The organism is Fontibacillus forbon, from assembly GCF_046559655.1.
Lineage (GTDB): Bacteria > Bacillota > Bacilli > Paenibacillales > Paenibacillaceae > Fontibacillus.
Genome location: NZ_JBKGFV010000002.1, coordinates 992,169 through 1,016,571, shown reverse-complemented (window position 1 = coordinate 1,016,571; position 24,403 = coordinate 992,169). Strand labels below are relative to the sequence as shown.

Genomic DNA, 24,403 nt, shown 5'->3' with positions numbered 1-24,403 from the left:
TGCTTCTTTTGTACAACACTAAATGTGGGATGAAATGCGCAAAAATGCACGAAGTATAGATGTATACTAAAAGCAGTCTTTATTGTCTTCATGTCCACTTTTAGGTGGACATATTTTGTTTATTGTCCACGATTCAAAGACATTCCAAAAAAGAAAATATTCACCCGATGCGGCATTAAAAACTGCTGACAACCTCTTTTTCATAATTCATACTTGACAGGTGTGATTAATGGGTTTAATATGATGAAAAATACTTTATCAGTCATTTTCTTAGTGCTAAGAGAATGGATAGTAGCAGCCGATTGGACCGCCAAAGGCTCCTGAAAGACCTCCCGATCAAGGGATGTTTTTCGGGGGCCTTTTTACTATTCTTCAAGGGGTTGAGGCCGTCATTAGCAGAAGCGAAGCGGAGTGGGAGTTGATCGAGGAGGCGGATTGGCTGTTCAGAAAGATGGTCCGGCGATTCGTGAAGGAACGGGACAAAGTCGAGGTTGAGGGGGTTACGCTTCCCGGTTTGCTCGTCATGCAAAAAATGATCCGGGAAGGACCGCAGCGTCTGGGCGATCTGGCCGAGGAGCTTGATTTTACGTCAGGTGCCGTGACGGGCCTGTGCGACAAGCTGGAACAGAAAGGGTTCGCCAGAAGAATCCGGCAAGACAGCGACCGTCGGACGGTATGGCTCGAGATTACGGAGCAGGGCAAGGATATGCTGGACCGCAACCGGAACATCGGCAGAGTATGCATTTCGATTCTGTTTGCGGAATTATCGGAGGAAGAGCTTACGTCGATTCATCATCTTTTCAAAGTGCTCACTGGCCGGCTCGAGCATTTTTCCGAAACGCTGAACGATTTGGCGAAGCGGAATTCGGAGGACGCGCGGCGTGTTTCCCGGCGGGAGCAGCAGAAAAAAATCGACGGGCCGACGGCCGAGGACATGAACCGGCAAGGAAAATTTCTATCTTACTAATAGAGGAGCGGATGAACATGGGACACCCGACAATATACCCTACAGGAGCGACGGTGTATAAACCGGAGAAAGCGTGGAGCGGTTATACGATCTATCAGGCGGCCGATCTGGGTGCGCTGCTGATCGACATGAACGGCAAAGAGGTGCATTTGTGGCAGGGGCTTCGCGGCTTCCCCAACAAATTGTTTCCCGGAGGCAATGTACTCGGCAGTACGGCCGAACGGGATCCGAAGTACGGATTCCAGGATGAGGTCGACCTGGTGCAGGTCGATTGGGACGGAAATATCGTATGGCGGTTCAACCGGCATGAGTTGATCGAGGATCCGGGCCATGATCCGCAGTGGATGGCCAGAGCCCATCACGATTACCAGCGGGAAGGCAACCCGGTCGGTTATTACGTTCCCGGTGCGGAGCCCAGAATTGATGGGGGGAACACGCTGATTCTCGTGCATAAAAACGTCCGCAACCCCAAAATTTCGGATAAATTGCTGCTTGATGATTCGATCCTTGAAGTGGACTGGGAAGGAAACATCGTCTGGGAATGGAATTTGCATGAGCATTTTGACGAACTGGGTTTTGACGAGCAGGCCAAAAACGTTCTGTTCCGTGATCCCAATACCCGGTTTTTCGGCGACCATTCGGGGGACTGGATGCATATCAATTCCGTCTCCGCGCTTGGGCCTAACCGCTGGTATGACGACGGAGACGAGCGGTTCCACCCGGATAACATTATTTGGGACGCCAGAGAGAGCAACATTATTGCGATTACGGACAAAAAATCCGGGAAGATCGTCTGGAAGCTCGGTCCGGATTATTCCGCCCCCGAGGTCAAGCATTTGGGCTGGATCATCGGTCAGCACCATGCTCACCTGATTCCTAAGGGGCTGCCCGGCGAAGGCAATCTGCTTCTGTTCGATAACGGGGGCTGGGCCGGTTATGGAGCTCCGAATCCGGCTTCCGCGTTCGGTCAAAAAAACGCCGCCCGCGACCATTCCCGCATTTTGGAGATCGATCCGGTCACGCTGGAGATCGTATGGAAATACACTCCGACGGAAGCCGGATTCATGGCGCCGCTGGACTCTTACCATTTTTACAGTCCTTATATCAGCTCCGCCCAGCGCTTGCCGAACGGCAACACACTGATTACGGAAGGCGCGGACGGCCGGATTTTTGAAGTTACCCGGGAGCATGAACTGGTTTGGGAATATATTTCCCCTTACAAAAATAAGAGAAACTCGAATATGGTGTACCGCGCTTATCGCGTGCCTTATGAGTGGGTGCCCCAGCTTTCGCAACCGGTCGAAACGGCGATCGAGCCGCTGGACGTGGCCAGCTTCAGAGTTCCGGGAGCTGCGGGAACGGGAGCTGAATCCATCGTGCTTGTGAACGGCACGGTTTCATATGGTGAAGGTGCGCTATGCGTCGCCCGGATCGATGAGGGGACCCGGCCGGCCAAGCCGGTTGAAGAAGAATAGGAGAAAGAAAGGAGAAGAGACCATGCCAAGATCCAAGAGAAACAACACTCATTTGAAAAGAACGGCTATATCGTCATTATTGTTATTTCTTACATTCCTGATGGTTCTAACCGGGTGCGGCTCGTCCGGTGACGAATCGTCATCCAAGGCCCAGGCTGCGGGAAATTCGGGAGGCGGGAACGGACAACAATCGAAGGTGAAGCTGAATATCGCCGATATTTCATCCAATCCCGTACTGCGCGTTGCGGTAAATCAAGGACTCTTTGAAAAACACGGAATCGATGCGAAGTTGGTGACATTCGCTACGCCTGCGGAAGGGATCAATTCGCTCTTCATCAAGCAGGCGGATATCGCCTGGGGAGCCGATTTTCCGATTTTAAACGCCGTCAGCAAAGGGGAGTTTGCGATCATCGCTTCGACCGGGACTTCCACGGATCTGAGTGCGAAGCAATGGAAGTTGTTTGTAAGGGACGACATCAAGCAGCCGGAAGATTTGAAAGGGAAGAACCTGAGCTTTATGCGGGGTACATTTATTACCTATCTGTGGGATGAGTACCTTGCCGAATACGGCCTTAAACCCGAAGATGCCAAATTGATCGGTCAAGGGGGATTTGACGAAGCGTATATCGCTTTGAAAAAAGGAGAGGTGGACGCCGTTTGGGCCACCGGTGCGGTCATGGTGGAGAAGTTCGCAGCCATTGAAGGGGTGCACCAGCTGACGGACATGTCGCAAACGAAGGTACGGATCGGCAGCCAGATCGTCGCGCCGGAGTCGCTGATCAAGGAACATCCGGAAGCCGTGTCGGGTTTCCTCCGCGCACTGGACGAATCCTCCGCCTTTATCAAGGAGAACCCGGAAAAGGTGGCGGAGATTTTGTATAAAGAAGTCAAACAGCCGAAGGAAGCTACGTTGAAGGATTTGTCGGTGGTCAATTGGAATATCGATTTCGATCAGGCCGCGCTCGACAGTTTGTCCCGCCAGAAAAATTATATGGTGGAAAATGGAATCATACAGCAGGACTTTGAGTTGGAAGACAAAATCAAGCTGGATGCCTTGCGGGAAATTTTGCCTGACCGCGTGACCATCACACCATAGGAGGGGATTTAAATGTCTCTAGCGTTGCCGAAGCAGGGGGCTGCACTGAAACATACGATCACGATCGAGGGTTTGAATAAGAGCTACAGTGAACAAACCGGGGCCGGAAGCGGCGAACTTCACTACATCATCAAGGACGTGGATCTGGTGATTAAAGGGGGCGAGTTTTTCATCCTGCTTGGTCCGAGCGGCTGCGGGAAATCAACCCTGTTGAACATGATCGCGGGTTTCATCTCCAAAACCAGCGGGAATTTGCGAGTCGGAGGCGCCGATATCGATAAGCCCGGACGGGACCGGGCGGTCGTTTTTCAGCAGGCCGATTCCTCGCTCTTTCCCTGGCTTACGGTGAGGCAGAACGTAGAGTTCGGGCTGAAGATGAAAAAAGTCCCGAAGCGCGACCGGAGAGCAATCTCGGAGCAATATATCGATCTGGTCGGACTGACAGGGCACGGAGACAAATTTCCGAGAGAGCTATCCGGCGGGATGAAGCAGCGGGTACAATTGGCTCGGGTTCTGGCCAACGATCCCGAAATTTTGCTTATGGATGAGCCGTTCGGCGCGCTGGATGCAATGACCCGCAGGACGATGCAAAAGGAACTGGTGCGGGTCTGGCGGCAGACAGGCAAGACCGTCGTGTTTGTGACGCATGATATTCAGGAAGCCATCTTGCTGGGCGGACGAATCGGCATCATGTCCCCGGGCCCCTCCTCGAAAATATCGCATATTTACGATATTCCGCTCTCTTACCCCCGGGAAGTTTCCGGGGCGGAGTTTTACGAGTATCACGGCCGGATTCAGGCCCATTTTGACGAATAGGAGGAAGACGGATGACAGGATGGTTGAAAAAGAAATGGGCGGGCTTGCTTCTGCTTTGGATATTTCTTCTAGTGGCCTGGCAAGCTGGTGCTCTCCTTTATGGTCCCGAGGTGATCCCCGGCCCTGTGGATACCGTTAAAGGGGCGATAGAGCTGCTCAAAGACGGATCGCTCCCGAAATATATAGGAATCAGCTTTTACCGGGTGTTCAGCGGTTGGGCGCTCGGCAGCCTGCTGGCGATACCGCTCGGCGTCCTCATCGGCAGAGTGGATATAATCCGCCATTTCGCGGAACCGCTGCTTAATTTTATCCGGTTTATTCCTCCTATTGCCTTCATTACGTTATTTCTTGTCTGGTTTGGCATCGGGGAACAGTCGAAGATCGCTCTGATCCTTTATGCCACGCTGTTTATCGTGATGATGAACACGCTGACCGGCGTGCTGTCCGTCGAGGAGGATAAAATCCGGGCAGCCCGCAGCATGGGCGCCTCGGAATGGCAGATTGTCCTGCACGTCATTATTCCGGCGACCGCCCCGTATATGTTCACCGGGGTCCGGTTAGCTATGGGTACTTCATATATGGCGATCGTCGGGGCGGAAATGATCGCCTCCAATGAAGGCGTCGGTTTCCTGATCTGGAACTCGCGGCTGTTCTTCCGCACGGACTGGATTTTTGTCGGCCTCATCAGTCTCGGTTTAATGGGCTTTGCCACGGATCGCCTGTTCGGCTGGTTCGGCCGCAAAGTATTGTGGCGTTACGGGGTTATCAGCTCCGCTCCGGTCCGAAGATAGCCGAATTCGAAGCGAGACGCAGGTCTTTTCACCCGTTGGCGGAAGCCGCCACCGCCGAAATCATCCGAAGCAGTAATTCAACTCCATAAACGTTCATACAACGAGTCGCTCTTTTTTACTGAAGAGCGGCTTGTTCCTGTTATTTACAGGAACAAATGTTCGTATTATAATAGGAATCAAAAGGGAGGATCGGCGTATGGATGTGTATGATAAACTGACGATTTTGACGGATTCGGCCAAATATGATGTATCTTGTTCTTCCAGCGGTGTGGAACGTAAGAACGGCCAAGCGGGGGCGGCTGGCAGCGCGGTCAGCTCAGGTATCTGCCACAGTTTTGCCGCAGACGGACGCTGTATCTCGTTGTTGAAAGTGTTGATGAGCAACGTTTGTATCTTTGATTGCAAATATTGCGTAAACCGGCGTTCCAACGACACGCGGCGGGCTATGTTCACGCCGGAGGAACTGGCGAACCTTACGATGAACTTTTATCGGCGCAATTACATAGAGGGATTATTCTTAAGCTCGGGGATCATGCGGAACCCTGATTATACGACCGAGCAGTTGATTCGTGTGCTGGAATTGCTTCGGAATGAGTATAAGTTTGGCGGATATATTCATGTCAAAGGGATACCCGGTGCCGATCCCGCGCTGATTTCCCGGCTCGGCCTGTTGGCCGACCGGATGAGCGTCAATATCGAGCTGCCCTCACAGGATAGTCTGAGTCAGCTAGCCCCGGATAAGACCAAGGAGGCGATTTTGAAGCCGATGTCTCTTATCCGGCAAGGTATTCAAGAGAACGTTACGGACCTTGTCAAATACCGTCATGCCCCCAAATTCGTCCCTGCCGGGCAAAGCACCCAGATGATCATAGGAGCGACGCCGGACAGCGATTTGAAGATATTGACTTTGACGGAGGCGCTGTATCACAAGTACAAGCTGAAGAGAGTATATTATTCCGCTTATACTCCGGTGATGGAGCATTCCCTGTTGCCGTCCCTGGACACCAAGCCGCCGCTGCTGCGGGAGCACAGGTTGTATCAGGCGGATTGGCTGCTGCGGTTTTACGGATTTGAAGCGAAGGAGCTGCTGGATGAACGCACTCCGAATTTCAATCCGTTCATGGATCCGAAATGTAATTGGGCGATGAATCATATCGATCGGTTTCCCGTGGAGATCAGTACGGCGCCTTATGAGACATTACTGCGGGTACCGGGGATCGGGGTCAGAAGCGCAAAAAGGATTGTGAAGGCCCGCCGGGCGTCCAGGCTGGACTTTCCCGGGCTTAAGAAGCTGGGCGTCGTATTGAAACGCGCCCAATATTTTATCACCTGCTCCGGCAGACGTCTTGAGGGATTGAAAGTGAACGAAAGCACAATCTTGAGATCGCTATTGTCAACCAAAGAACTGGGCATGTTTCTGCCCCAACCTCAGGTGGAGCAGTTATCGCTGTTTACGGATGAGGAATTGGCGATGGGTACCGGAAGAAAGGACTTGATCCCATGCCTTGGGTGAACGATGTTGCTTATGTCTATGATGGAAGTTTTGACGGTTTGCTGAGCTGCGTATTCGAGAGTTATGAGCGCAAGGAGGAACTGCTGGATATTACTTCTGACGCAGATCCGCAGTATGTGCTTTTCGGCAACCGTTACGTTGAAACCGATTCGGGGAAGGCTGCACGGGTATATGATGCAATCGGAAATAAAATATCGCCGGCAGCCCAGGAATTGGTCCGGTTAGGCTTTCTCACATGTGACTCTCAAAAAGAAATGCTGATTTACCGCTTTCTGCGTCTTGGTTTCAAGCATGGGGGCGTTGTGATGAATATGCTGACGGAGAATACCGTTCATCAGCTTAATAAAGCAGTGAGGCATTTGAATTCCGAGAGCCATGCGTTCACGGGATTTGTGCGTTTTTCGGTCTACGGCGATGCTCTGGTATCCGTGATTGAGCCCAAAAATATTGTGTTACCTGTTTTGGCTCCCCATTTTTGCGATCGTTACCGTCAAGAGTCGTTTATGATTTACGATAAAACTCATGGACAGGCGCTGATACACCGGCCGGATGAGACGCAGAACGATAAGGTGTCAATTGTGAATGTGGATGAGTTGACTCTGCCGGATGTCAGCGAACAAGAGAAAGCTTACCGCAGTTTGTGGAAGCAGTTTTATAATACGGTAGCGATCCGGGAGCGGGTTAATCCGCGCGCGCAGATGTCCCATATGCCCAAAAGATACTGGGCGCAGCTCACGGAGATGCAGTGACGGGATTCAATAAAACTTTCAAATTTTTGATACAATGGACAATGAAAGTTGAAATTAGAATTTTGAAAATATGGAATGTGGTACGAGATATGGGATATGAAGTATGGAATTTGGAACCATTGTGCCCAAATCTATCGGGAGGAACAAGGTAAAGTGCAACCGAATCTAAATCATAACCGTGAACGGTTTATCTTTCTTTTTGCATGCCACGAAAATGATAGAGAACTGTGCCGGATGGAGCTTCGCGCTTTGTTTGGAGAAGAACCGGGATCATTATCATATATAGAGAGTCCTTTGAGGATCGAACCGAACAGGAGCCCGTTTGTTTCCATGCGGGTAGATGTTCTGTTCACCGGTCATTCGCTTGAAGAGATCATCACGTATGCAGCGGGAATAAAGCTGGAGGGAAGCACCTTCAAAGTACTGTATCTAAAAAACGGTTTGAAGCGAAGTTATGAGGAGCAGAGGCAACTGGAACGGCGAATTGGCGCGCATATCAGGGGGACGGCGAAAATGCGCCATCCGGACATAACGTTTGGGCTGCTTTCGTATAATGGCGGCTGGATGTTCGGCATCTGCCGTCAGGCAGACCCGGTCTGGCAGCAACATAAGCATAAGCCAAGGAATTACTCCACAGGACTGCCTGTTGCGATGGCTCGGGCGCTCGTGAATATCGGCATCCCTGATCCGAAAGGGATCAGGGCGATCGATCCGTGCTGCGGGATGGGCAATGTGCTGATCGAGGCGCTGTCCATGGGTGTCGATATCTTCGGCAGGGATTTGAATCCGCTGGCCATCCGGGGAGCCCGGGAGAACCTGGCGCATTTCGGGTATGATGACCCGGGGCTACTTTCGATTGGAGATATGAATCATGTGAGCGGGCATTATGATGCAGCCATTCTGGATATGCCTTACAATTTGTGCTCGGTGTTGCCGCAGGACGAAAAAAGAGCCATGCTATCGAGCCTGCGCCGGTTCTGCGAGACTGCTGTGGTGGTGTCGAGCGAAGAGTTAGAGTTCGATTTGCAGGCTTGCGGTTTTCAAATTAAGGACTACGGTCAGGTAGTGAAGGGTTCTTTTGTCCGTAATGTTTGGGTATGTCAGAGTTAAGAAACATCTATATATCACAACAAAATATAACATAACGTGTTATATCTATAAAATAGACATAGAAATTTGAAGAAAAATGTATTAAATTTCCGAAAAAACTCTTTTTATGTCTTAAGTCCTATTCTATAATGTAAGATAAACTTACATAAGAGGAGTGGGAACAAATGAATCAACTCCGCGGGATCGAAAGAAATGCATCCGTACTGGGTATGGGGGCGGCCTTTTTATTGTTTATCATGGCTTTATGGCAAAAGTTATCCTGGTATATGCCTTTCGTGGCCCTGATAGCCTTTATATGTTTTGCAACGCTCTCATGGAGTTTCCTAAAATTTCGACGCGAAGGACAAGAGACTTCCTCCTCGCTTCCTTCGGCAGCTCCGCCGGAACATGATGATAAAGGGCATTCCGAAACCGATTGGATCGTGATGGCCAATGAATCTCTGGTTGCGGCGGACAGGCTGCAGGCTGCCGTGGGAGAAGTGAACGAGAGCATGGAGCAACTCCAGCATTTATCCGATATTTCCTCTGTGGAGGATCTGAAGCTGAAGCACAGCAGTGAACGTTCTTTGGAACAGGTGCAGGAAAGTTTGGCTGCCATGCAGGAAGTTGCTACCTCCGCATTTCGGATTCAGGAGGCGGCGGATCAACTGCATATCCGCAGCGAGAAGACGCTGTCCGAAGCTTCGCGGATCACGGAAGCCCTCGCAGAGGCAGACGGGACGATTCGCTCGCTGGCGGAGTCCCAGCAGTCGATCAACGGACCGATGAACGATCTGGAGCGCAATACGAGACAACTTGGAGCCTTATATCGGGAGCTTGAAGGGATATCCGGCGAAGTATTGCTGCTCGCCCTGAATGCATCCATTGAGGCGGCAAGACTGGGGGAACAGGGTAAAGGTTTTGACGTAGTGGCCATGAGAATGCGCCAACTTGCCGAGCAGAGCAGCAAGGCGATCGGCAGTTCCGCCCCTCTGTTCCGGCAAATCACGGATGAGGTGGACCGGGTTAAGGATACGCTCCGGGATGGAAGAAAATCGGCGATGGACGGCATCGAATTGCTGAAATCGATGGGGAAGGACATCCTGTTCATTTCCGACGAGGTGGCCGAAGTGAACGGGCTGGTGGCCGAGACTGGACGGCGAAGCCGGGAACAATCGGAGATGACGCGGAATATGGAAAGCATGATGAAGGAAGTTCATGCGGGCCTTAACCGGAGTATCTCCCATGTGGAGGGTGCCTTGTCCCGGATGGAATCCCAGAGGGGGCATATCGGCAAGCTTCAAAGTGTTGCCGGCGGCCTGCACCGGGCGCAAGAGGAACTGCTATCTTCGTTGGAGGCGGTCCGGGGAAGTTCGGCCTCGGAGGAAACGGAGGAACAAAAAGCTGCGGTACGGGAACTGGGCCTGGTTTATGCCAGAAGACTTCAGGAAACGGCGAACAACAGCACAATGCTCTTGATGCGGGAATTTGAGCACCGCGTCGTTTTGGAGCGGCTCCTGGAAGGGGAGACGGGACTGGAAGCCGCATGGACAAACCGGTCCGACGGTTCTTTTGTCGTATCGATTCCAGAGGCGGGACTGCTCAATGCCAAGGGTCGCGATTGGTTCCGAGGTGCCATGAACGGGGAAACGGTCATTTCGGAGGTTTATGTATCGGCAATCACCAAGCGGCGTTGCATCACTTTGTCTGTTCCCATTTTAAAAGAAGGAGATGTTATCGGGGTATTGGGGGCCGATTTGTCCGTAGATCATTAAAGTTAGAATGACCGTTATGCTGGCCGATAGCCCGTATCGCATATTGTAAATTTTAAGCTTATCCCCTATAATCCATAGAGAAAGAAAGCCTAGATTCAAGCGAATAGAAAGTGCCCGTAGGTCCTGGAGCATGCTTGCCGCAAGCTTCGGGTTAAAAGGGAAGCCGGTGTAAATCCGGCACGGTCCCGCCACTGTGTACAGGGACGAAACTCATTTTGCCACTGTCGTACGGAAAAGTATGATGGGAAGGCGAGTTTTCGTCGCGGCCTGATAGTCAGGAGACCTGCCAACGGGAGTTTTAGACGGTCCTTCGAGGAAAGGATAACGTTCTGCTAATGAAGACGGAAACCGGTCTTGCGTGATTGACTTGAAGTTTCCGTAAATGACTTTGTAGACGTAACCCATCCGCTCAGGATGGGTTTTTCTTGTGGAATAGGGCTTCGCTTTGGCTCAGGCGTTTCTTAAAACAAGAAACCCGAAGGAGAGGGACTAATGAAGAAGTGGACTAAGGTTTGGGGGATTTGGCTGCTGGCGCTTTTGCTGCTCGTTACCGCCGGTTGCGGAGCGAATAACACAAACAGCACGGCGGACAATAGCAACAACGCGGGTCAGACTCAAGAACAGCAAACAAACGGTGCAAACGCACCGGAGCAGGAAGAACTTCATACGACTTACCCGCTTACCGTAAAGGATGCTTACGGAAGTGAATTTACGTTTGAATCCGCACCGCAGCGGATCGTCTCGCTGGCACCTTCGGAGACGGAAGGCTTGTTCGCCCTTGGTTTGGATGAACAAATCGTTGGGGTTTCCGATAACGACGACTACCCTGAAGCGGCTAAAGATAAGCCGAAAATGGGCGGTTTTCAGGTGAATGTTGAAGCGGTAGTAGCAGCGCAGCCGGATCTGGTACTGGCTGGAAGTCTGATCGGCGAAGATACGGTCAAGAGTTTGACCGATCTCGGGATGAAAGTGTTTCGCTCCAATCCCAAAACGATCGACGGGGTAATGGACAATATTAAAACGGTCGGCGAGATCACCGACCATCAGAACGAGGCAAAAGAAGTAACCGAACAAATGAAAGCTGAGCTGGACAAAGTTACCGAAGCCGTTAAATCTTTGACAGCCGATCAGAAGAAGAAAGTGTATATTGAGTTTTCTCCCGGTTGGACCGTAGGCAAAGGCGAGTTTATGGATGAAATGATCACACTTGCCGGCGGGGAAAACGTGGCTTCCGACATTACCGGTTGGAGCGAGATTAACGAAGAAAACATTATTAAAGCAAATCCGGACGTCATTTTATATGCGAAAAGTGTAATCGATGAGAATAACCGTACATTGGCCGAAATTATCAAAGGCCGCGGCGGCTGGGATCAAATCACGGCTGTGAAGGAAGACCGCATTGTGGGAATGGATGACAATTTATTGAGCCGTCCGGGTCCGCGCGTGACTCAGGGATTAATTGAAGTAGCGAAAGCGATTTACCCGGATTTGATCCAACCATGAGGTCAAAGCTGGCAGGTTACGGGACGATCGGCCTGGGATTGCTTCTCTTTACGCTGCTGATCTGCATCGGGTTCGGTTCCGTTCACTTGCCGGCAGGTGAAATCGTCGGGATTCTGCTGCATCGGATTCCGGGTCTCGGAGAATGGATCGAGCCTGATTGGAGCGTGGCTTCCGAACAAATCGTGATGCAGGTACGCCTGCCGCGCGTGTTGCTTGGCATGTTGGTAGGAGCTTCGCTTTCGGTGGCAGGCGCCGCGTTTCAAGGCGTGCTCCGCAATCCGCTTGCAGATCCCTTCACCTTGGGGGTTTCCTCGGGTTCGGCGTTAGGCGCGGCCGTGCTGATCTTTTTCGGCTGGCAATTTTCACTGCTCGGCATATTCACGCTTCCGGTGGTAGCTTTTCTGACCGGGGCGGCTACGCTGTGGATCGTAATGCGGCTGGCCAGGGAGAATGGAAAAATCCCGATCGAGAGTTTGATATTATCGGGTGTGGTTATGCAGTCTTTTCTCGGTGCGGTCGTCTCCTTTCTGACGGCGATGTCGAAAAGAACGGTAAATGAAATATTGTATTGGACGATGGGAAGCCTGAGTCTGCGAGGATGGTCGTATACGGCCATCCTGCTTCCATATTTGGCGTTGGGAGGATTGTTCCTGTGGAGCCGTGCCCGTTCCCTGAACCTGCTGGCATTGGGTGAACGTCAGGCGTCTCATTCCGGGTTGAATGTGGAGTCGACGAAGTTGGTCATTTTGCTCGTGGCTACGCTGATGACTGCCGCGGCCGTATCGGTTTCCGGCGTGATCGGGTTTGTCGGCCTTGTGATTCCCCACATGATCCGGCTCATCACGGGTCCGGACTATCGGCTTATTATCCCGCTCTCCGCGCTCGGAGGCGGCATTTTCATGATGTGGAGCGACCTTGCGGCCCGCTCGTTGCTTGCGCCAACGGAAATCCCGCTCGGGGTAATCACGGCTTTTGTCGGCGCTCCGTTTTTCGCTTTTTTGTTATATAAAAAGAAAAAAGCGCGGGAGAGGGAGATGTCATGATCGAGGTGAAGAATGCCGCAAAATCATATGGGCGTCTGAACGCGTTAAGAGATATCGATTGGAAGATAGAGCCCGGGGAATTTTGGGGAGTGATCGGGCCTAACGGAAGCGGAAAAAGCACTTTGCTTGGTCTGATTTCCGGGATTGAGTCACCGGACCGGGGCCAAATCAAACTGGCTGGTCATCCGCTGTCCTCATACAGCCGTAAAGAGTTATCCCGGAAGCTCGCGGTACTTCAGCAAGACGGGCTTCCGCCCGTTTCTTTTACCGTCCGGGAAGTCATCGAAATGGGCAGGTTCCCTTTTCAGGATTGGCGGGGAAGGGAAAAAGACGGACAAGCGGAGAGATTAATGCAGGATATTATGGACAGGCTGGAACTTGGAAGTCTGGCAGAACGCCCGCTAAGCAGTCTCAGTGGGGGCCAAAGGCAGCGGGCCGCGCTTGGTAAGGTAATGGCGCAACAGCCTGAGGTCGTATTGCTTGATGAACCGACAACCTATCTGGATATCCGTTATCAGATGCAGTTTATGGAGCTTGTTGCAGGCTGGCAACGCGAGGAAGGTTTGACCGTCATCTCCGTCATGCACGATCTGAATCTGGCCTCGCTTTATTGTGATCGCCTGCTTGTTTTAAACGAAGGCAGTTTGGCGGCTCAAGGAACTCCGTCCGAAATTCTGGTTCCGGGAATGATTGAATCGGTATTTGAAGTGAAATCCCACAGCGTGGCTCATCCCGACACCGGTGTTCCTCAACTGCTGCTGCAGAAGGCGACGGGAAAGCGGGCTGATTAGACTAGTAATTAATGATGCTGTTCTTTTTCCGTTCAAGATAATAATGGTAGAATGGTATCAATGGAATCATAGACGAAAAAAGAGAGGTGTTAACCGATGAGTCGCTCCATAATGGATATCGCCGGATCGGTACAAGCCCTGGATCCGGTTGCTTCAGCAGCGGCGGCAGAGCATTTGGACCGTTTGACCAAACCGCCCGGAAGTCTCGGCAAGCTGGAATCCTTAGCGGTGAAACTGGCAGGAATCACGGGAAAAACGCAGCCGTCCTTCCCGAATCGGGGGGTGGTCGTCATGGCCGCCGATCACGGGGTGTGCGAAGAGGGGATCAGCGCGTTTCCTGCAGAAGTTACTCCTCAGATGGTGCTTAACTTTCTTTCCGGAGGCGCGGCTGTGAACGTCCTCGCCCGCCAAGCGGGAGCGGAAGTGATGTGCGTCGATGTAGGGGTCAATGCGGAGATTAACCATCCGGGCCTCATCTCGCGTAAGATTCGTTATGGTACGGGCAACATGGTATCCGGGCCGGCTATGAGCCGGGAAGAAGCCGAAGCTGCTTTGATGGCTGGCGTTGAAGTCGTAGAAGATGCGATCCGCAGAGGGGTCTCCTTGTTTGTTACCGGGGAAATGGGTATCGGCAATACGACAGCCAGTGCAGCACTTATGAGCGCATTTACGGGGATTTCGACTTTGGAAACAGTTGGTCGCGGAACGGGAATCAATGATGACCGGATGCGCCATAAAGTCCTTGTCGTAGAGCGGGCATTGGAGTTAAACCGTCCGGATCTGTCCGATCCGGTAGATGTGCTCGCCAAGGTTGGAGGGCTTGAGATTGCCGGATTAACCGGAGTTATTCTGGGCGCTGCGTCCCATCACTGTCCGGTTGTGCTTGATGGGTTCATTTCCGGAGCGGCGGCGCTTGCGGCTCAACGGCTGGCACCGGAGTCGGTGAATTATATGATTGCTTCCCATGTTTCGCAGGAGCAGGGCCATGTATATCTGTTAAAAGCGCTTGGCCTCGAACCCATGCTTCAACTGGACATGCGTCTTGGCGAAGGTACGGGCGGCGTCTTGGCGCTTCACCTGGTGGACGCGGCTTGCCGGATTATGGCCGAGATGGCTACGTTCGAGAGCGCCGGGGTTTCAACGGGGGAAGCAGCAGATACGGAGGGCGCGGAATCTGCCGGGGAGGCGCGGGGATGATCGTGACGGTTACGGGAGGAGCCCGCAGCGGAAAGAGCAGCTTTGCCGAAAAATGGTGCATGAAACATGCAGACTCCGGGTTGTACATCGCAACCGCCCAAGCCTTCGATGAAGAGATGACTCAGCGCATAAAATTGCACCGAACCCAGCGCGACGACAGCGGCTTCCGGTGGTTCACCGTGGAGGAGCCTCTGCATGTGGCGGGCGTGCTAAGCGAAGTGCAAAGAGGGGAAGGGCCTGTAACGGAAAATGCCGCCGAAGCTGAGGCTAGAACTGGGGCCGTGGGCGGATTTCAGGCCGGGTTTCATACCGGGACTAAGTCCAAGCCCGGGACCAATCTCGGGACCGAACTCGTGACCAAGCCCGATCTCCAACCAGGGCAACGGCCTCCGGTTGTTTTGATCGATTGTTTGACCCTTTGGCTGTCGAACGTAATGCTTGCTGCCGACGTTGCCGGAGACGGGACGGTTTCGGAGCGGGAGGTACAGCTGGAAGTGGATACTCTTGTTGCTGCCGTAGAGGCCTATCCCGGCACACTGGTTATGGTGACGAATGAGGTCGGGAGCGGGATTGTGCCCGAATACCCTCTTGGTCGGAAATACCGGGACTGGGCCGGGATTCTAAACCGGCGGATGGCCGCAATCTCGGATCAAGTCTTTCTTGTTACCGCGGGCATCGCCATAGAGCTAAAAAGCAGGGAGTATAAACTATGAAGCAAAAAGGACGGCCGATCTTGGCCGCTTTTCAATTTTTATCCCGGTTTCCGGTGAAGGCCGAGCTGGATTTCTCGCCGGAGCTTTTGCGGCGCAGTGCCAAATACTATCCGATGGTCGGGACGGCGATCGGGGCCTCCGTTTGGTTAGGGGGAGCACTGTCGGGCTGGGCGCTGCCTTCTTTGCCTGCGGCGGCCGTGACGCTCATCATTTGGGTGTGGCTGACCGGCGGCCTGCATCTGGACGGCTGGATGGATTCGGCCGACGCATTGCTCAGCTACCGTTCCCGGGAGCGGATGCTGGAGATCATGAAGGACAGCCGGGTCGGAGCCATGGGGGTATTGGCTTGCGTATTGCTGCTTTTGCTTAAATTATCGCTCATTTTCTCGCTTTTGGAGCTCGGAAATGCGGCGTTGGCGGCCGCGATGCTGACGGCCCCGGTTTGGAGCCGCTGGTTTATGACAAGGGCCATGCATAAGTGGCCGACCGCACGCGAGGGTGAGGGCCTGGCCGGGCGCTTTCGCGGTCTTGGCGCGAAGGACATGGTTCTGGCCACCGTTCTTGCGTTGGCGCTAACGGCTGCATGCTTAGGAGCCGCCGGAGTTCTTGGCGGCGCGGACGCCGCCTCCTGGCTTCGCTTGGGAGGTTATTTTGCCGCAGCACCATTGCTTGCCTTAACTGCGGGTTCTCTGGTCGCCGGCAACATCAATTCAAGGCTCGGCGGACTTACGGGGGATATATATGGAGCTTTGAACGAAGGGCTGGAGGCTATGCTGCTTTTGCTCGCGGTTATTTTCTTTTACTGAGAGAGAACGAAACGGGCTCAATGGGGAGCGAAATTCGCAGTAGTCATCATGCGCTAATGTTGCTCCTGACGAGCCGAGGACACTAGATTTGCTAGAGTCACCATTAGCGAAAAGTTACTTCGAAAGCGCTAAAGGCTAAAACACTGTTTTGCCAAAATTACTTCTTCGATCCCTGATGGTCTTGTCGCCACGGATGCAAAAGTTATACTCCAGTTACTTATAAAAATAAACACTCCTTTTCGCGGTCTTGTGTAAGTCTGAAGTGTCCCTCAGGAATGTATCTCGGGAATGTATCTCGGGAATGTATCTCGGGAATGTGTCTCGGGAATGTGTCTCAGGGATGTGTCTCAGGAATGTCTTTGGGGAATGCCTCTTGGGAATGTCTTCCGAGAATGTCGCTCGGAATGTCTCTCAGGCTTCGTTCTATTCTAACGGACATGAGGGACGTTATCCGGTGTAAATTTGCCTATTTGGAAATTTAACGGACACCAGAGCCCTTAATGGAAAGAAAAAGCTCAGATTCGGCGGTTTTTTCGACGAATAAGGTCTCCTGTGTCCGTTAGAAGTTGAAATTCACGAAATCGGGACCTTTAAGGTCTCCTGTGTCCGTTAGAACTTAAAGTTGCAACCAACCCGGACATAGACGCGGACAGTCTAATGTACAAGTTATGCAACAATGGATGTGCTGCTGGGGAACATGATCAATGGCATAACACGTTGATCAGTGATCGGTATGACCGTAAGGTCTTTTTTTCATCGGATGGAGGCGGGCGGAATGAGAGAATCGGAAATAGAGACCACAATCGATACGACAACGGAAGCCAGAGGCAGGGTATTGATGGTCCAGGGAACGGCATCCGACGTGGGGAAGAGCGTGATTGTCACGGCGCTGTGCCGCATTTTTACCCGGGACGGGTTCAGGACCGCACCGTTTAAATCGCAAAATATGGCCTTGAACTCCTATGTGACCCCGGACGGCAAAGAGATCGGTAGGGCGCAGGGCATCCAGGCGGATGCCTGCGGGATCGAGGCTACTACGGATATGAATCCGATCCTGCTGAAGCCAACTGGGGACATGCACTCGCAGATTGTCGTTCACGGAAAGCCTTACCGAGATCTAAGCGCGGTGAGTTACCGGGAAAATTTCCTTCCGACTGCGAAGCCGCTGGTTATGGACGCGTTGGGACGGCTGCGGCAGAAATACGACATCGTGGTGATGGAAGGGGCCGGAAGTCCGGCGGAAATCAACTTGAAGCATCGCGACATCGTCAATATGAATCTGGCCGGATGGGCGGATGCGCCCGTAATATTGGTGGGCGACATTGATCGAGGCGGCGTGTTCGCGTTTCTTGTCGGGACGTTGGAACTGCTGGAACCGAAAGAACGGGCCCGGGTTAAAGGATTCGTGATCAATAAGTTCAGAGGCGATCTGTCCTTGTTGCAGCCCGGTCTGGAATGGCTGGAGCAGAGAACGGGAATCCCGGTCCTCGGTGTACTGCCTTTTATGCCCGATCTGGAAATCGAGGCCGAAGACTCGGTCGTGCTGGATACGTTCCCAAATCAAGCCCGGTCATCCGCCGGGCCGAATCTCGACATTGCCGTGATCCGCTACCCGAGGATTTCGAATTTTACCGATTTTGATATATTGTCCGCCGAACCGGATGTATCGCTGCGCTATGTACAGAAGCTGTCCCAACTAGGTGATCCGGACATTGTCATTCTTCCCGGTTCCAAGAATACGATCGGCGATCTGGAATATGTGCGGGATCAAGGACTGGACGAGGGAATACGCAAGATCATCGAACAGCGGCGTCACGCCCGGCTTGTAGGTATTTGCGGCGGATATCAGATGCTGGGGAAAGAACTGCATGATCCCGATGCGGTGGAAGCGGCGACACCTCGCCAGGCCGCAGGCCTAGGCTGGATCCCGGTGGCTACGACCTTTATCCCCGGTAAAACGACGGTCCGCGTCACCGGGACCGCCGTCTCCAACGCACCCACCGCTTCATCCTTCTCAAGCCACTCGCAAGGTGATAGCCTGGAGATTAGCGGCTATGAAATTCATTCCGGCCGGACGTTGGCAAGCGGAGGTGATGACCGGGTGATTCCCGTTTTCCGAATCACTGAGGAAGGGGGAACGGAGCGGGACGAAGGCTGTACCACACCGGACGGTCGGGTTTTCGGCACTTATTTGCACGGAGTGTTCCAGAATGATGCCTGGAGAAGGACCTGGCTGAATAGCGTGCGCCATGATAAAGGTCTGCCTCCCCTTGCCGGGGAACTTTCGGCGGCCTCCCGAAAAGAGGCTGCGTTTGACCGGTTGGCGGACCATGTAAGCCATCACTTGGACATGGGGCGAATTTACAGCATAATAAATAATGAGTAGTATATGTATTAGCCAATTTGCCAATCAGCCAATCAAAAGCAGTCTTCCAAATCAAAAGACGCATCCTTGATAACCCAAGGATGCGTCTTTTTGCAGCAGTCTAGATTTTGAACTTCTCCACCGCTCCCTGAAGGGAACGGGCCTGTTCGTACAATGCCTCAACCGTTCTGGAATGGACCTCCATCTCATCGATTTGCTGGCTGGAATATTCGGCGATTTCTTCGATGTTTTGAAGCGATTTTGCCGTAATGTTCGCGGCTTCTTCTACCGATGCGGTTACTTCTTCGGTACCGGCGGAAACTTCCTCGGTGGATGCGGAAACCGATTGGATCGTCATATTGATGTTATAGATCAAATCCGTCAATTGTCCGAAGGCGATACCCGCCTGGTTGACGCGGTCCGTTCCGGACTTAATTTCCTGGCTGACAAGCTCCATCGCGTTAACGGAATTCATGGCCTCCTCGCGAATGCTCAGCAGGTATTCACTGATCTGATCGGTAGCCGTTCTTGATTGTTCGGCCAGCTTGCGGACTTCCTCGGCCACCACGGCAAAGCCTTTCCCGTGCTCGCCTGCGCGTGCCGCTTCAATGGCCGCGTTCAGCGCCAAAATATTGATCTGTTTCGTAATATCCATAATGACGCTAACGACGGCGGCAATGGACTCGGAGCGGTCGTTCAACACGGAGATATATTCCCGCGATTTGATGGCCGCCTGTTCTACCTGTCTCATTTGTTCCACGGCCGTTTTGGCAAGCTCATTTCCCGAATTGGATTCTTCCGAGGCTTGGCCGATCTTCTCCGTTACTTCCGCGGAAGAGGTGGCGATATGCTGCACGCCTTGCGAGATTTCTTCCATGGCCCGGGCATTTTCCGCCGCGGTGGAAGCGATGGTGAAGCTGCCCTTTTCTATCTCGAGCGTAGCCGCCCCGGATCGTTCGGTGAGGCCTTTAAACGTCTCTGCCGAATGAAGCAACCGGTCTGAACCGCTGACAACGGAATTCGACGTTTCCAGCACTTTGCCGATCATCTCCTTGAGCTGGGCGGTCATTGTCCGGAAGCTATCGGCCAGTTGGCCGATCTCGTCTTTGGAGGTGATTTCGATCTGCTCGCGGAAATCGCCCTGGGCCATTTTTTCCGTGACGGCGGCCAGTCTCTTGAGCGGGTTCGTGATTCTCCGGCTGTTGATAAAGGCGACCACCATGCCCACAGCGATTACGAAGGCAAAGATGCCGAAGCAAATCCAGGTGATTTCGCTCCTTTTTTGCTCAATGAAGGTGGCATCCATACCGACGGCCAGCAGGGCGGAACTGCCCGGCAGTGCCATGTACGCGGTTTTATGGGAGCCGAATTGGTCGGAATAGAGCTCGCTGATGCTGGCTTTGCCCTTGGACTCCGCGTCTTTCATTGCCTGAAAGACCTCTAGCTGATCGCCGACTTTCATATTCGATCCCTCATTGACGCCGATTACCGTGGCTTTATCCTCTTGCAAGTCAAGAAGATAGGCTGTATGTAATTGAAACTCTTCCACTTTTTCCGACAGATAGGATTCCACAGCGAACCGCGAATTATCATTTCCGGTCAGCAATTGGAGAGCACGGGTCGTATCCAGGTTCTTAAAAATATCTTTAGAACTGGTTTGAAGCACCTTATCGAACTGAGGAAGAACATTTTTGTTGATGATTCCCATGGAGACGATGAAGAAACTGGAGCTAAACAAGACGGATGAAAGAATGATGACGACGGCAAATGTGAGCATAAATTTGCGGTTAATGGAATGCTTTCTTTTGGACATGGAAATCCTCCCCATTTTCTCCTGATTTCTAGATATTTTTCTCTCTAGGCAGTATGGCTTGCTTCTGGTTCTATTTGACCAGTGTTCATTAGTGCTATTTTATAGAAAAAAAAGGCTTTTGAAAATGATGTTTTTCATTTTTTTCATTTTCAAAATTGTGCTGAATGGAAATAAGGGATAGTAACTTGGCCGGAGATGTGGTATCTTGGGACTTGCTGTTATTTTCAGCCGCGGTTCGTAACCATCCCGCGTAATCAAAACTAGGAGGAATTTATGTGTTTAATATAGGATGGGGCATATTTTATATGCTCGTCAATTTTTGCTTTTTCCTGCTCTGTTATAAGCTGTTTGGGAAAAAAGGCCTGTACGCCTGGATCGGGGTAGCCACGGTCATCGCCAATATCCAGGTTGTCAAGACGGTGGAGATGTTCGGCATTGTCATGACGCTAGGCAATACGATGTATGTCAGCCTGTATTTGACCAGTGACCTGTTGAATGAGAAGTTTGGCCGTCAGGAAGCGAAAAAGGCGGTATGGTTCGGCTTTTTCACCCTGATCATGACTACGGTCCTGATGCAGATGGTACTTGTTTTTCAGCCGCAAGAAAGCGATATAGCTCAGGGTTCGCTGGAAACCATTTTCGGTTTGATGCCGAGGTTGGCATTGGGAAGTCTGACCGCTTATTTTATCAGTCAATTTCTCGATGTTCGTCTGTATTCCTGGATCCGCAAGCATTATCCGAAGCGAAATCAGCTCTGGATCAGGAACAACGGCAGTACCATGGTGAGTTCGTTCGTGGACACGCTTATCTTTTGCTCGATTGCCTTTATCGGCGAATACAGCTTTCAAGTTTGGCTTGAAATCCTGTTTACGACGTATATCTTTAAATTCATCCTTACCGCGGCGGGAACTCCGTTCCTGTACATTGCCCGGAATTTCCGTCATGAAGAAGACGAGCCCGCAAAGGCGGCGTCATAAACGACAAACCTCCAGACCGCCTAAGGCGATTTGGAGGTTTGTTTGTATTTTCAGCCGGTTTCGTGATTTACAAATAGGTGAGTTGCTTTGGAAAAGAGGTCAGCACCCGAACGCCCGTATCCGTAACCAGGCAGTCATCTTCAATCCGAACCCCGCCAACGCCCGGTACGTAAATGCCCGGTTCCACGGTGAATACATTACCCGCGCTCAGCAGGTATTCGTTTTGTCCGTGAACGGAAGGGAATTCATGAACATCGATGCCAAGCCCGTGACCGAGACGGTGGATGAAGTAAGGGCCATATCCGGCAGCCTCAATGACGTCTCTGGCGGCTTTGTCGATGGAGGCGAAGGTGACGCCCGGAGTAATGGCCGCAATTGCCGCTTCGTTCGCCGCGAGCACGGTCTCATAGATCCGCACCTGTTCCTCGGAGAGTTCGCCGAAGGCGAAGGTCCGCGTAATGTCCGAAGCGTATCCGGACGCATAAACGCCGATATCGAACATCAGCAGATCGCCGCGGCGGAGCTTTCTTTCCCCCGGAACACCGTGAGGCAATGCCGTTTTTTCGCCGGAAAGCACCATGGAATCGAAAGAAGGTCCGTCCGCGCCGAGTTTACGGATTTGATATTCCACTTCGGCTACGAGTTCGTTTTCGGACACGCCTTCTTTCACCTGTTTGAGCGATTCCTGCAGCACCTGTTCGATGAGCCGGACGGCGTGGGACATTTTTTCGACTTCGTCGGCTGTTTTGCGGACCCGCAGATCCCGGAGCCAAGGACCGATATCTACGGACGTAGTGAAGCCTAATGCCTCCTGTAATTGTTCAAACCGGGCTATTGTCAAATTTTCTTTTTCCAGGCCCAGCGTGCCGACCGAACCTTGAAGTCTGTTTTGCAGTAAATGATAAGGGTTATCCGTATCCAGATGGGTGATGATGTCCATGCCTCCGGTTGCGGCACGGGCAGCCTCTTCATCCAGTGCGGGGACAACCAGGGCCGGTTCGCTGCCGGGCTGGAAAAGAATCCCCAGAAACCGTTCGTGTGGGTTGCTTAGAAAGCCCGTCAAATAATATACGTGTTTGGGATCGGTGATCAGCAGGGTCTGAATCCCTTGCTGTTTCATTTTTTGTACCAATCCGGACCAATGTGCATTCATCGTGAACTACTTCCTTTCCTGACTTTTATTCCTATAGTATAGGGTACACCTTCTGACAAACTGCTTCAAGAAAACCTTCAAATAAGCCTTAGCGCGGTTCCACCATGCAAGTGTTTTAGCAGGGGCTGCATAGGGAAGGGGTGCGGAAATGAGTTATTTCTCAAAAGGGTTTACATTTTCTTCTTTTCCACTAAAATAGTGTAATGATATTCAAATTTGAATAGGTATAGGGGGCCGGATGATGGGCGTTGAAAAAAAAGATAATACCAAATTTATATTGATCGGCTTGATGCTCTCCATTCTGATGTCGGCGATGGACAATACCATCGTGACGACCGCGATGGGAACGATCGTATCCGAACTCGGGGGAATGGAACAGTTCGTTTGGGTTACGTCCGCTTATATGGTGGCGGTGATGGCCGGTACGCCGATCTTCGGCAAATTGTCCGATATGTACGGACGGAAGAAGTTTTTCCTGTTCGGGATCATCATGTTCCTGATCGGATCGATACTTTGCGGAATGGCGGGAAGCATAATACAGCTCAGCATCTTCCGGGCGATCCAGGGGATCGGCGGCGGAGCGCTGATGCCGATTGCGTTTACGATTATTTACGATATTTTTCCGGTGGAGAAACGGGGTAAAATGACGGGTTTGATGGGGGCCGTATTCGGAACCTCCAGCATATTCGGTCCGTTGCTCGGAGCCTACATTACCGATTCGCTCGGGTGGAACTGGGTGTTCTACATCAATGTGCCGATCGGTCTCGTAGCGTTGATCCTAATCATTCTTTTTTACAAGGAATCGCTTTCCCATGCCAAACAGCAGATTGACTGGAGCGGGGCATTTTCGCTCGTCGGAGCCGTCGTTTGCCTGATGTTCGCGCTTGAGCTGGGCGGGGAGAAATACGCCTGGGATTCGGCGGTGATTCTTGGTTTGTTTGCCGGTTTTGCCGTTTTGTTTTTGGTGTTTTTGGTGGTGGAAACCAAAGCGAAAGAGCCGATTATTTCGTTTGATATGTTCCGGAACCGGCTTTATGCGACAAGCAGCCTGTTGGCCTTGTTTTACGGGAGCGTCTTTATCATTGCGACGGTGTACATACCTATCTATGTCCAGGGCGTTTTTGGCGGAAGCGCCACGAATTCCGGCCTCATTCTGATGCCGATGATGATCGGTTCCGTCGTGGGCAGCATGATGGGCGGCATGTTGGCGTCGAAACTGTCCTATCGCTCGATTATGGCGATATCCGTCGTCTTCTTCGTATCCGGCATATTTGCACTAAGTACATTGAACGGCGATTCCTCGCGGACGCTGTTGACGTTATATAGCATCCTTACCGGGTTCGGGGTCGGATTTTCCTTTTCCGTGCTCGGCATGGCCGCGGTACATCCCTTCGATACGCATCAGCGCGGCGCGGCGACCTCGACAAACTCTTTCCTGAGATCGCTAGGCATGACGCTCGGGATCACCATCTTCGGGATCGTGCAAAGAAATCTGATGGCCGACAATATGGCCGAGGCTTTCCAAGGCATGGGTCAGGCGGGCCAGGCTTTCGGCGATACCCGCGAGGCCTTGTCACCGGAAAAGCGGGCCTTGATTCCGCCGGAAATTCTGGATAAATTGACGGATGCGATGTCTTCATCGATCGCGCATACCTTTATGTGGGCCCTGATTCCGGCCGTGCTGACCGTTGTGGTCGTGATCGTGATGCCTAATGACCGCATGTTGGCGAAGCAGCCCGAAGCCAAGAAGCAGCACGTGTAGGGGAAGCGG

General features: G+C 52.2%; 20 protein-coding genes and 1 riboswitch. Of the genes, 18 read left to right on the top strand and 2 right to left on the bottom strand.

The features are described 5' to 3' along the window. Positions 1 to 418: 418 nt before the first annotated feature. The 16 genes from ACLB09_RS11650 (at position 419) to ACLB09_RS11575 (ending at position 18,710) form a co-directional block, all read left to right on the top strand. Positions 419 to 967 carry a MarR family winged helix-turn-helix transcriptional regulator gene (locus ACLB09_RS11650; protein ID WP_410769975.1) on the top strand — a complete coding sequence of 183 codons (549 nt, stop codon included), beginning with the start codon at positions 419 to 421 and terminating at the stop codon, positions 965 to 967. A gap of 17 nt (positions 968 to 984) precedes the next feature. After that, positions 985 to 2,442, top strand: a complete 1,458-nt coding sequence (locus ACLB09_RS11645; RefSeq protein ID WP_410769974.1) for an aryl-sulfate sulfotransferase — start codon at positions 985 to 987, stop codon at positions 2,440 to 2,442. A 22-nt stretch (positions 2,443 to 2,464) separates the two neighbouring features. After that, complete coding sequence (locus tag ACLB09_RS11640) at positions 2,465 to 3,538, top strand: ABC transporter substrate-binding protein (RefSeq protein ID WP_410769973.1); 1,074 nt, start codon at positions 2,465 to 2,467, stop codon at positions 3,536 to 3,538. Between the two features lie 12 nt (positions 3,539 to 3,550). After that, entirely contained in the window at positions 3,551 to 4,354 is an 804-nt protein-coding gene (locus tag ACLB09_RS11635; protein ID WP_410769972.1) for an ABC transporter ATP-binding protein, read from the top strand. Positions 4,355 to 4,365: 11 nt separating this feature from the next. Continuing rightward, on the top strand, positions 4,366 to 5,145 hold the full coding sequence (locus ACLB09_RS11630; RefSeq protein WP_410769971.1) for an ABC transporter permease: 780 nt from the start codon (positions 4,366 to 4,368) through the stop codon (positions 5,143 to 5,145). 196 nt (positions 5,146 to 5,341) lie between these two features. Beyond that, on the top strand, positions 5,342 to 6,658 hold the full coding sequence (locus ACLB09_RS11625) for a putative DNA modification/repair radical SAM protein (RefSeq protein WP_410769970.1): 1,317 nt from the start codon (positions 5,342 to 5,344) through the stop codon (positions 6,656 to 6,658). Continuing rightward, a complete protein-coding gene (locus ACLB09_RS11620) occupies positions 6,646 to 7,407 on the top strand; it encodes a TIGR03915 family putative DNA repair protein (protein WP_410769969.1) in 762 nt (253 codons plus the stop codon). The genes ACLB09_RS11625 and ACLB09_RS11620 overlap by 13 nt, the downstream gene beginning before the upstream one ends. A 330-nt stretch (positions 7,408 to 7,737) precedes the next feature. Beyond that, positions 7,738 to 8,517: a TRM11 family SAM-dependent methyltransferase gene (locus ACLB09_RS11615; protein ID WP_410769968.1), complete on the top strand. Its 780-nt coding sequence runs from the start codon at positions 7,738 to 7,740 to the stop codon at positions 8,515 to 8,517. A gap of 164 nt (positions 8,518 to 8,681) precedes the next feature. Beyond that, positions 8,682 to 10,271, top strand: coding sequence for a methyl-accepting chemotaxis protein (locus ACLB09_RS11610; RefSeq protein ID WP_410769967.1), 1,590 nt, complete (start codon positions 8,682 to 8,684; stop codon positions 10,269 to 10,271). 101 nt (positions 10,272 to 10,372) lie between these two features. Next, positions 10,373 to 10,576: riboswitch (cobalamin riboswitch) on the top strand. A 187-nt stretch (positions 10,577 to 10,763) separates the two neighbouring features. After that, positions 10,764 to 11,774: an ABC transporter substrate-binding protein gene (locus ACLB09_RS11605; protein ID WP_410769966.1), complete on the top strand. Its 1,011-nt coding sequence runs from the start codon at positions 10,764 to 10,766 to the stop codon at positions 11,772 to 11,774. Then, on the top strand, positions 11,771 to 12,817 hold the full coding sequence (locus tag ACLB09_RS11600) for a FecCD family ABC transporter permease (RefSeq protein WP_410769965.1): 1,047 nt from the start codon (positions 11,771 to 11,773) through the stop codon (positions 12,815 to 12,817). Before ACLB09_RS11605 ends, ACLB09_RS11600 begins: the two co-directional genes overlap by 4 nt. Continuing rightward, entirely contained in the window at positions 12,814 to 13,608 is a 795-nt protein-coding gene (locus ACLB09_RS11595) for an ABC transporter ATP-binding protein (protein ID WP_410769964.1), read from the top strand. The genes ACLB09_RS11600 and ACLB09_RS11595 overlap by 4 nt, the downstream gene beginning before the upstream one ends. Before the next feature lie 96 nt (positions 13,609 to 13,704). Then, positions 13,705 to 14,805: a nicotinate-nucleotide--dimethylbenzimidazole phosphoribosyltransferase gene (gene cobT / locus ACLB09_RS11590; protein WP_410769963.1), complete on the top strand. Its 1,101-nt coding sequence runs from the start codon at positions 13,705 to 13,707 to the stop codon at positions 14,803 to 14,805. Continuing rightward, entirely contained in the window at positions 14,802 to 15,518 is a 717-nt protein-coding gene (locus ACLB09_RS11585; RefSeq protein WP_410769962.1) for a bifunctional adenosylcobinamide kinase/adenosylcobinamide-phosphate guanylyltransferase, read from the top strand. The genes cobT and ACLB09_RS11585 overlap by 4 nt, the downstream gene beginning before the upstream one ends. Then, entirely contained in the window at positions 15,515 to 16,324 is an 810-nt protein-coding gene (cobS, locus tag ACLB09_RS11580) for an adenosylcobinamide-GDP ribazoletransferase (RefSeq protein WP_410769961.1), read from the top strand. Before ACLB09_RS11585 ends, cobS begins: the two co-directional genes overlap by 4 nt. A gap of 775 nt (positions 16,325 to 17,099) precedes the next feature. Beyond that, complete coding sequence (locus ACLB09_RS11575) at positions 17,100 to 18,710, top strand: cobyric acid synthase (protein ID WP_410769960.1); 1,611 nt, start codon at positions 17,100 to 17,102, stop codon at positions 18,708 to 18,710. A gap of 100 nt (positions 18,711 to 18,810) precedes the next feature. On the opposite strand, the gene ACLB09_RS11570 is transcribed toward ACLB09_RS11575, so the two are convergent. After that, positions 18,811 to 20,502 (bottom strand): methyl-accepting chemotaxis protein, encoded by a 1,692-nt coding sequence (locus ACLB09_RS11570; RefSeq protein ID WP_410769959.1) that lies wholly within the window; start codon positions 20,500 to 20,502, stop codon positions 18,811 to 18,813. 275 nt (positions 20,503 to 20,777) lie between these two features. Between ACLB09_RS11570 and ACLB09_RS11565 the strand changes: the two genes are divergently transcribed. Continuing rightward, positions 20,778 to 21,479: a queuosine precursor transporter gene (locus ACLB09_RS11565; RefSeq protein WP_410769958.1), complete on the top strand. Its 702-nt coding sequence runs from the start codon at positions 20,778 to 20,780 to the stop codon at positions 21,477 to 21,479. 67 nt (positions 21,480 to 21,546) lie between these two features. On the opposite strand, the gene ACLB09_RS11560 is transcribed toward ACLB09_RS11565, so the two are convergent. Further along, positions 21,547 to 22,632 (bottom strand): M24 family metallopeptidase, encoded by a 1,086-nt coding sequence (locus ACLB09_RS11560; RefSeq protein ID WP_410769957.1) that lies wholly within the window; start codon positions 22,630 to 22,632, stop codon positions 21,547 to 21,549. 241 nt (positions 22,633 to 22,873) lie between these two features. On the opposite strand from ACLB09_RS11560, the gene ACLB09_RS11555 reads away from it, so the two are divergent. Then, positions 22,874 to 24,394, top strand: a complete 1,521-nt coding sequence (locus ACLB09_RS11555; protein ID WP_410769956.1) for an MDR family MFS transporter — start codon at positions 22,874 to 22,876, stop codon at positions 24,392 to 24,394. The last annotated feature ends 9 nt before the right edge of the window (positions 24,395 to 24,403 follow it).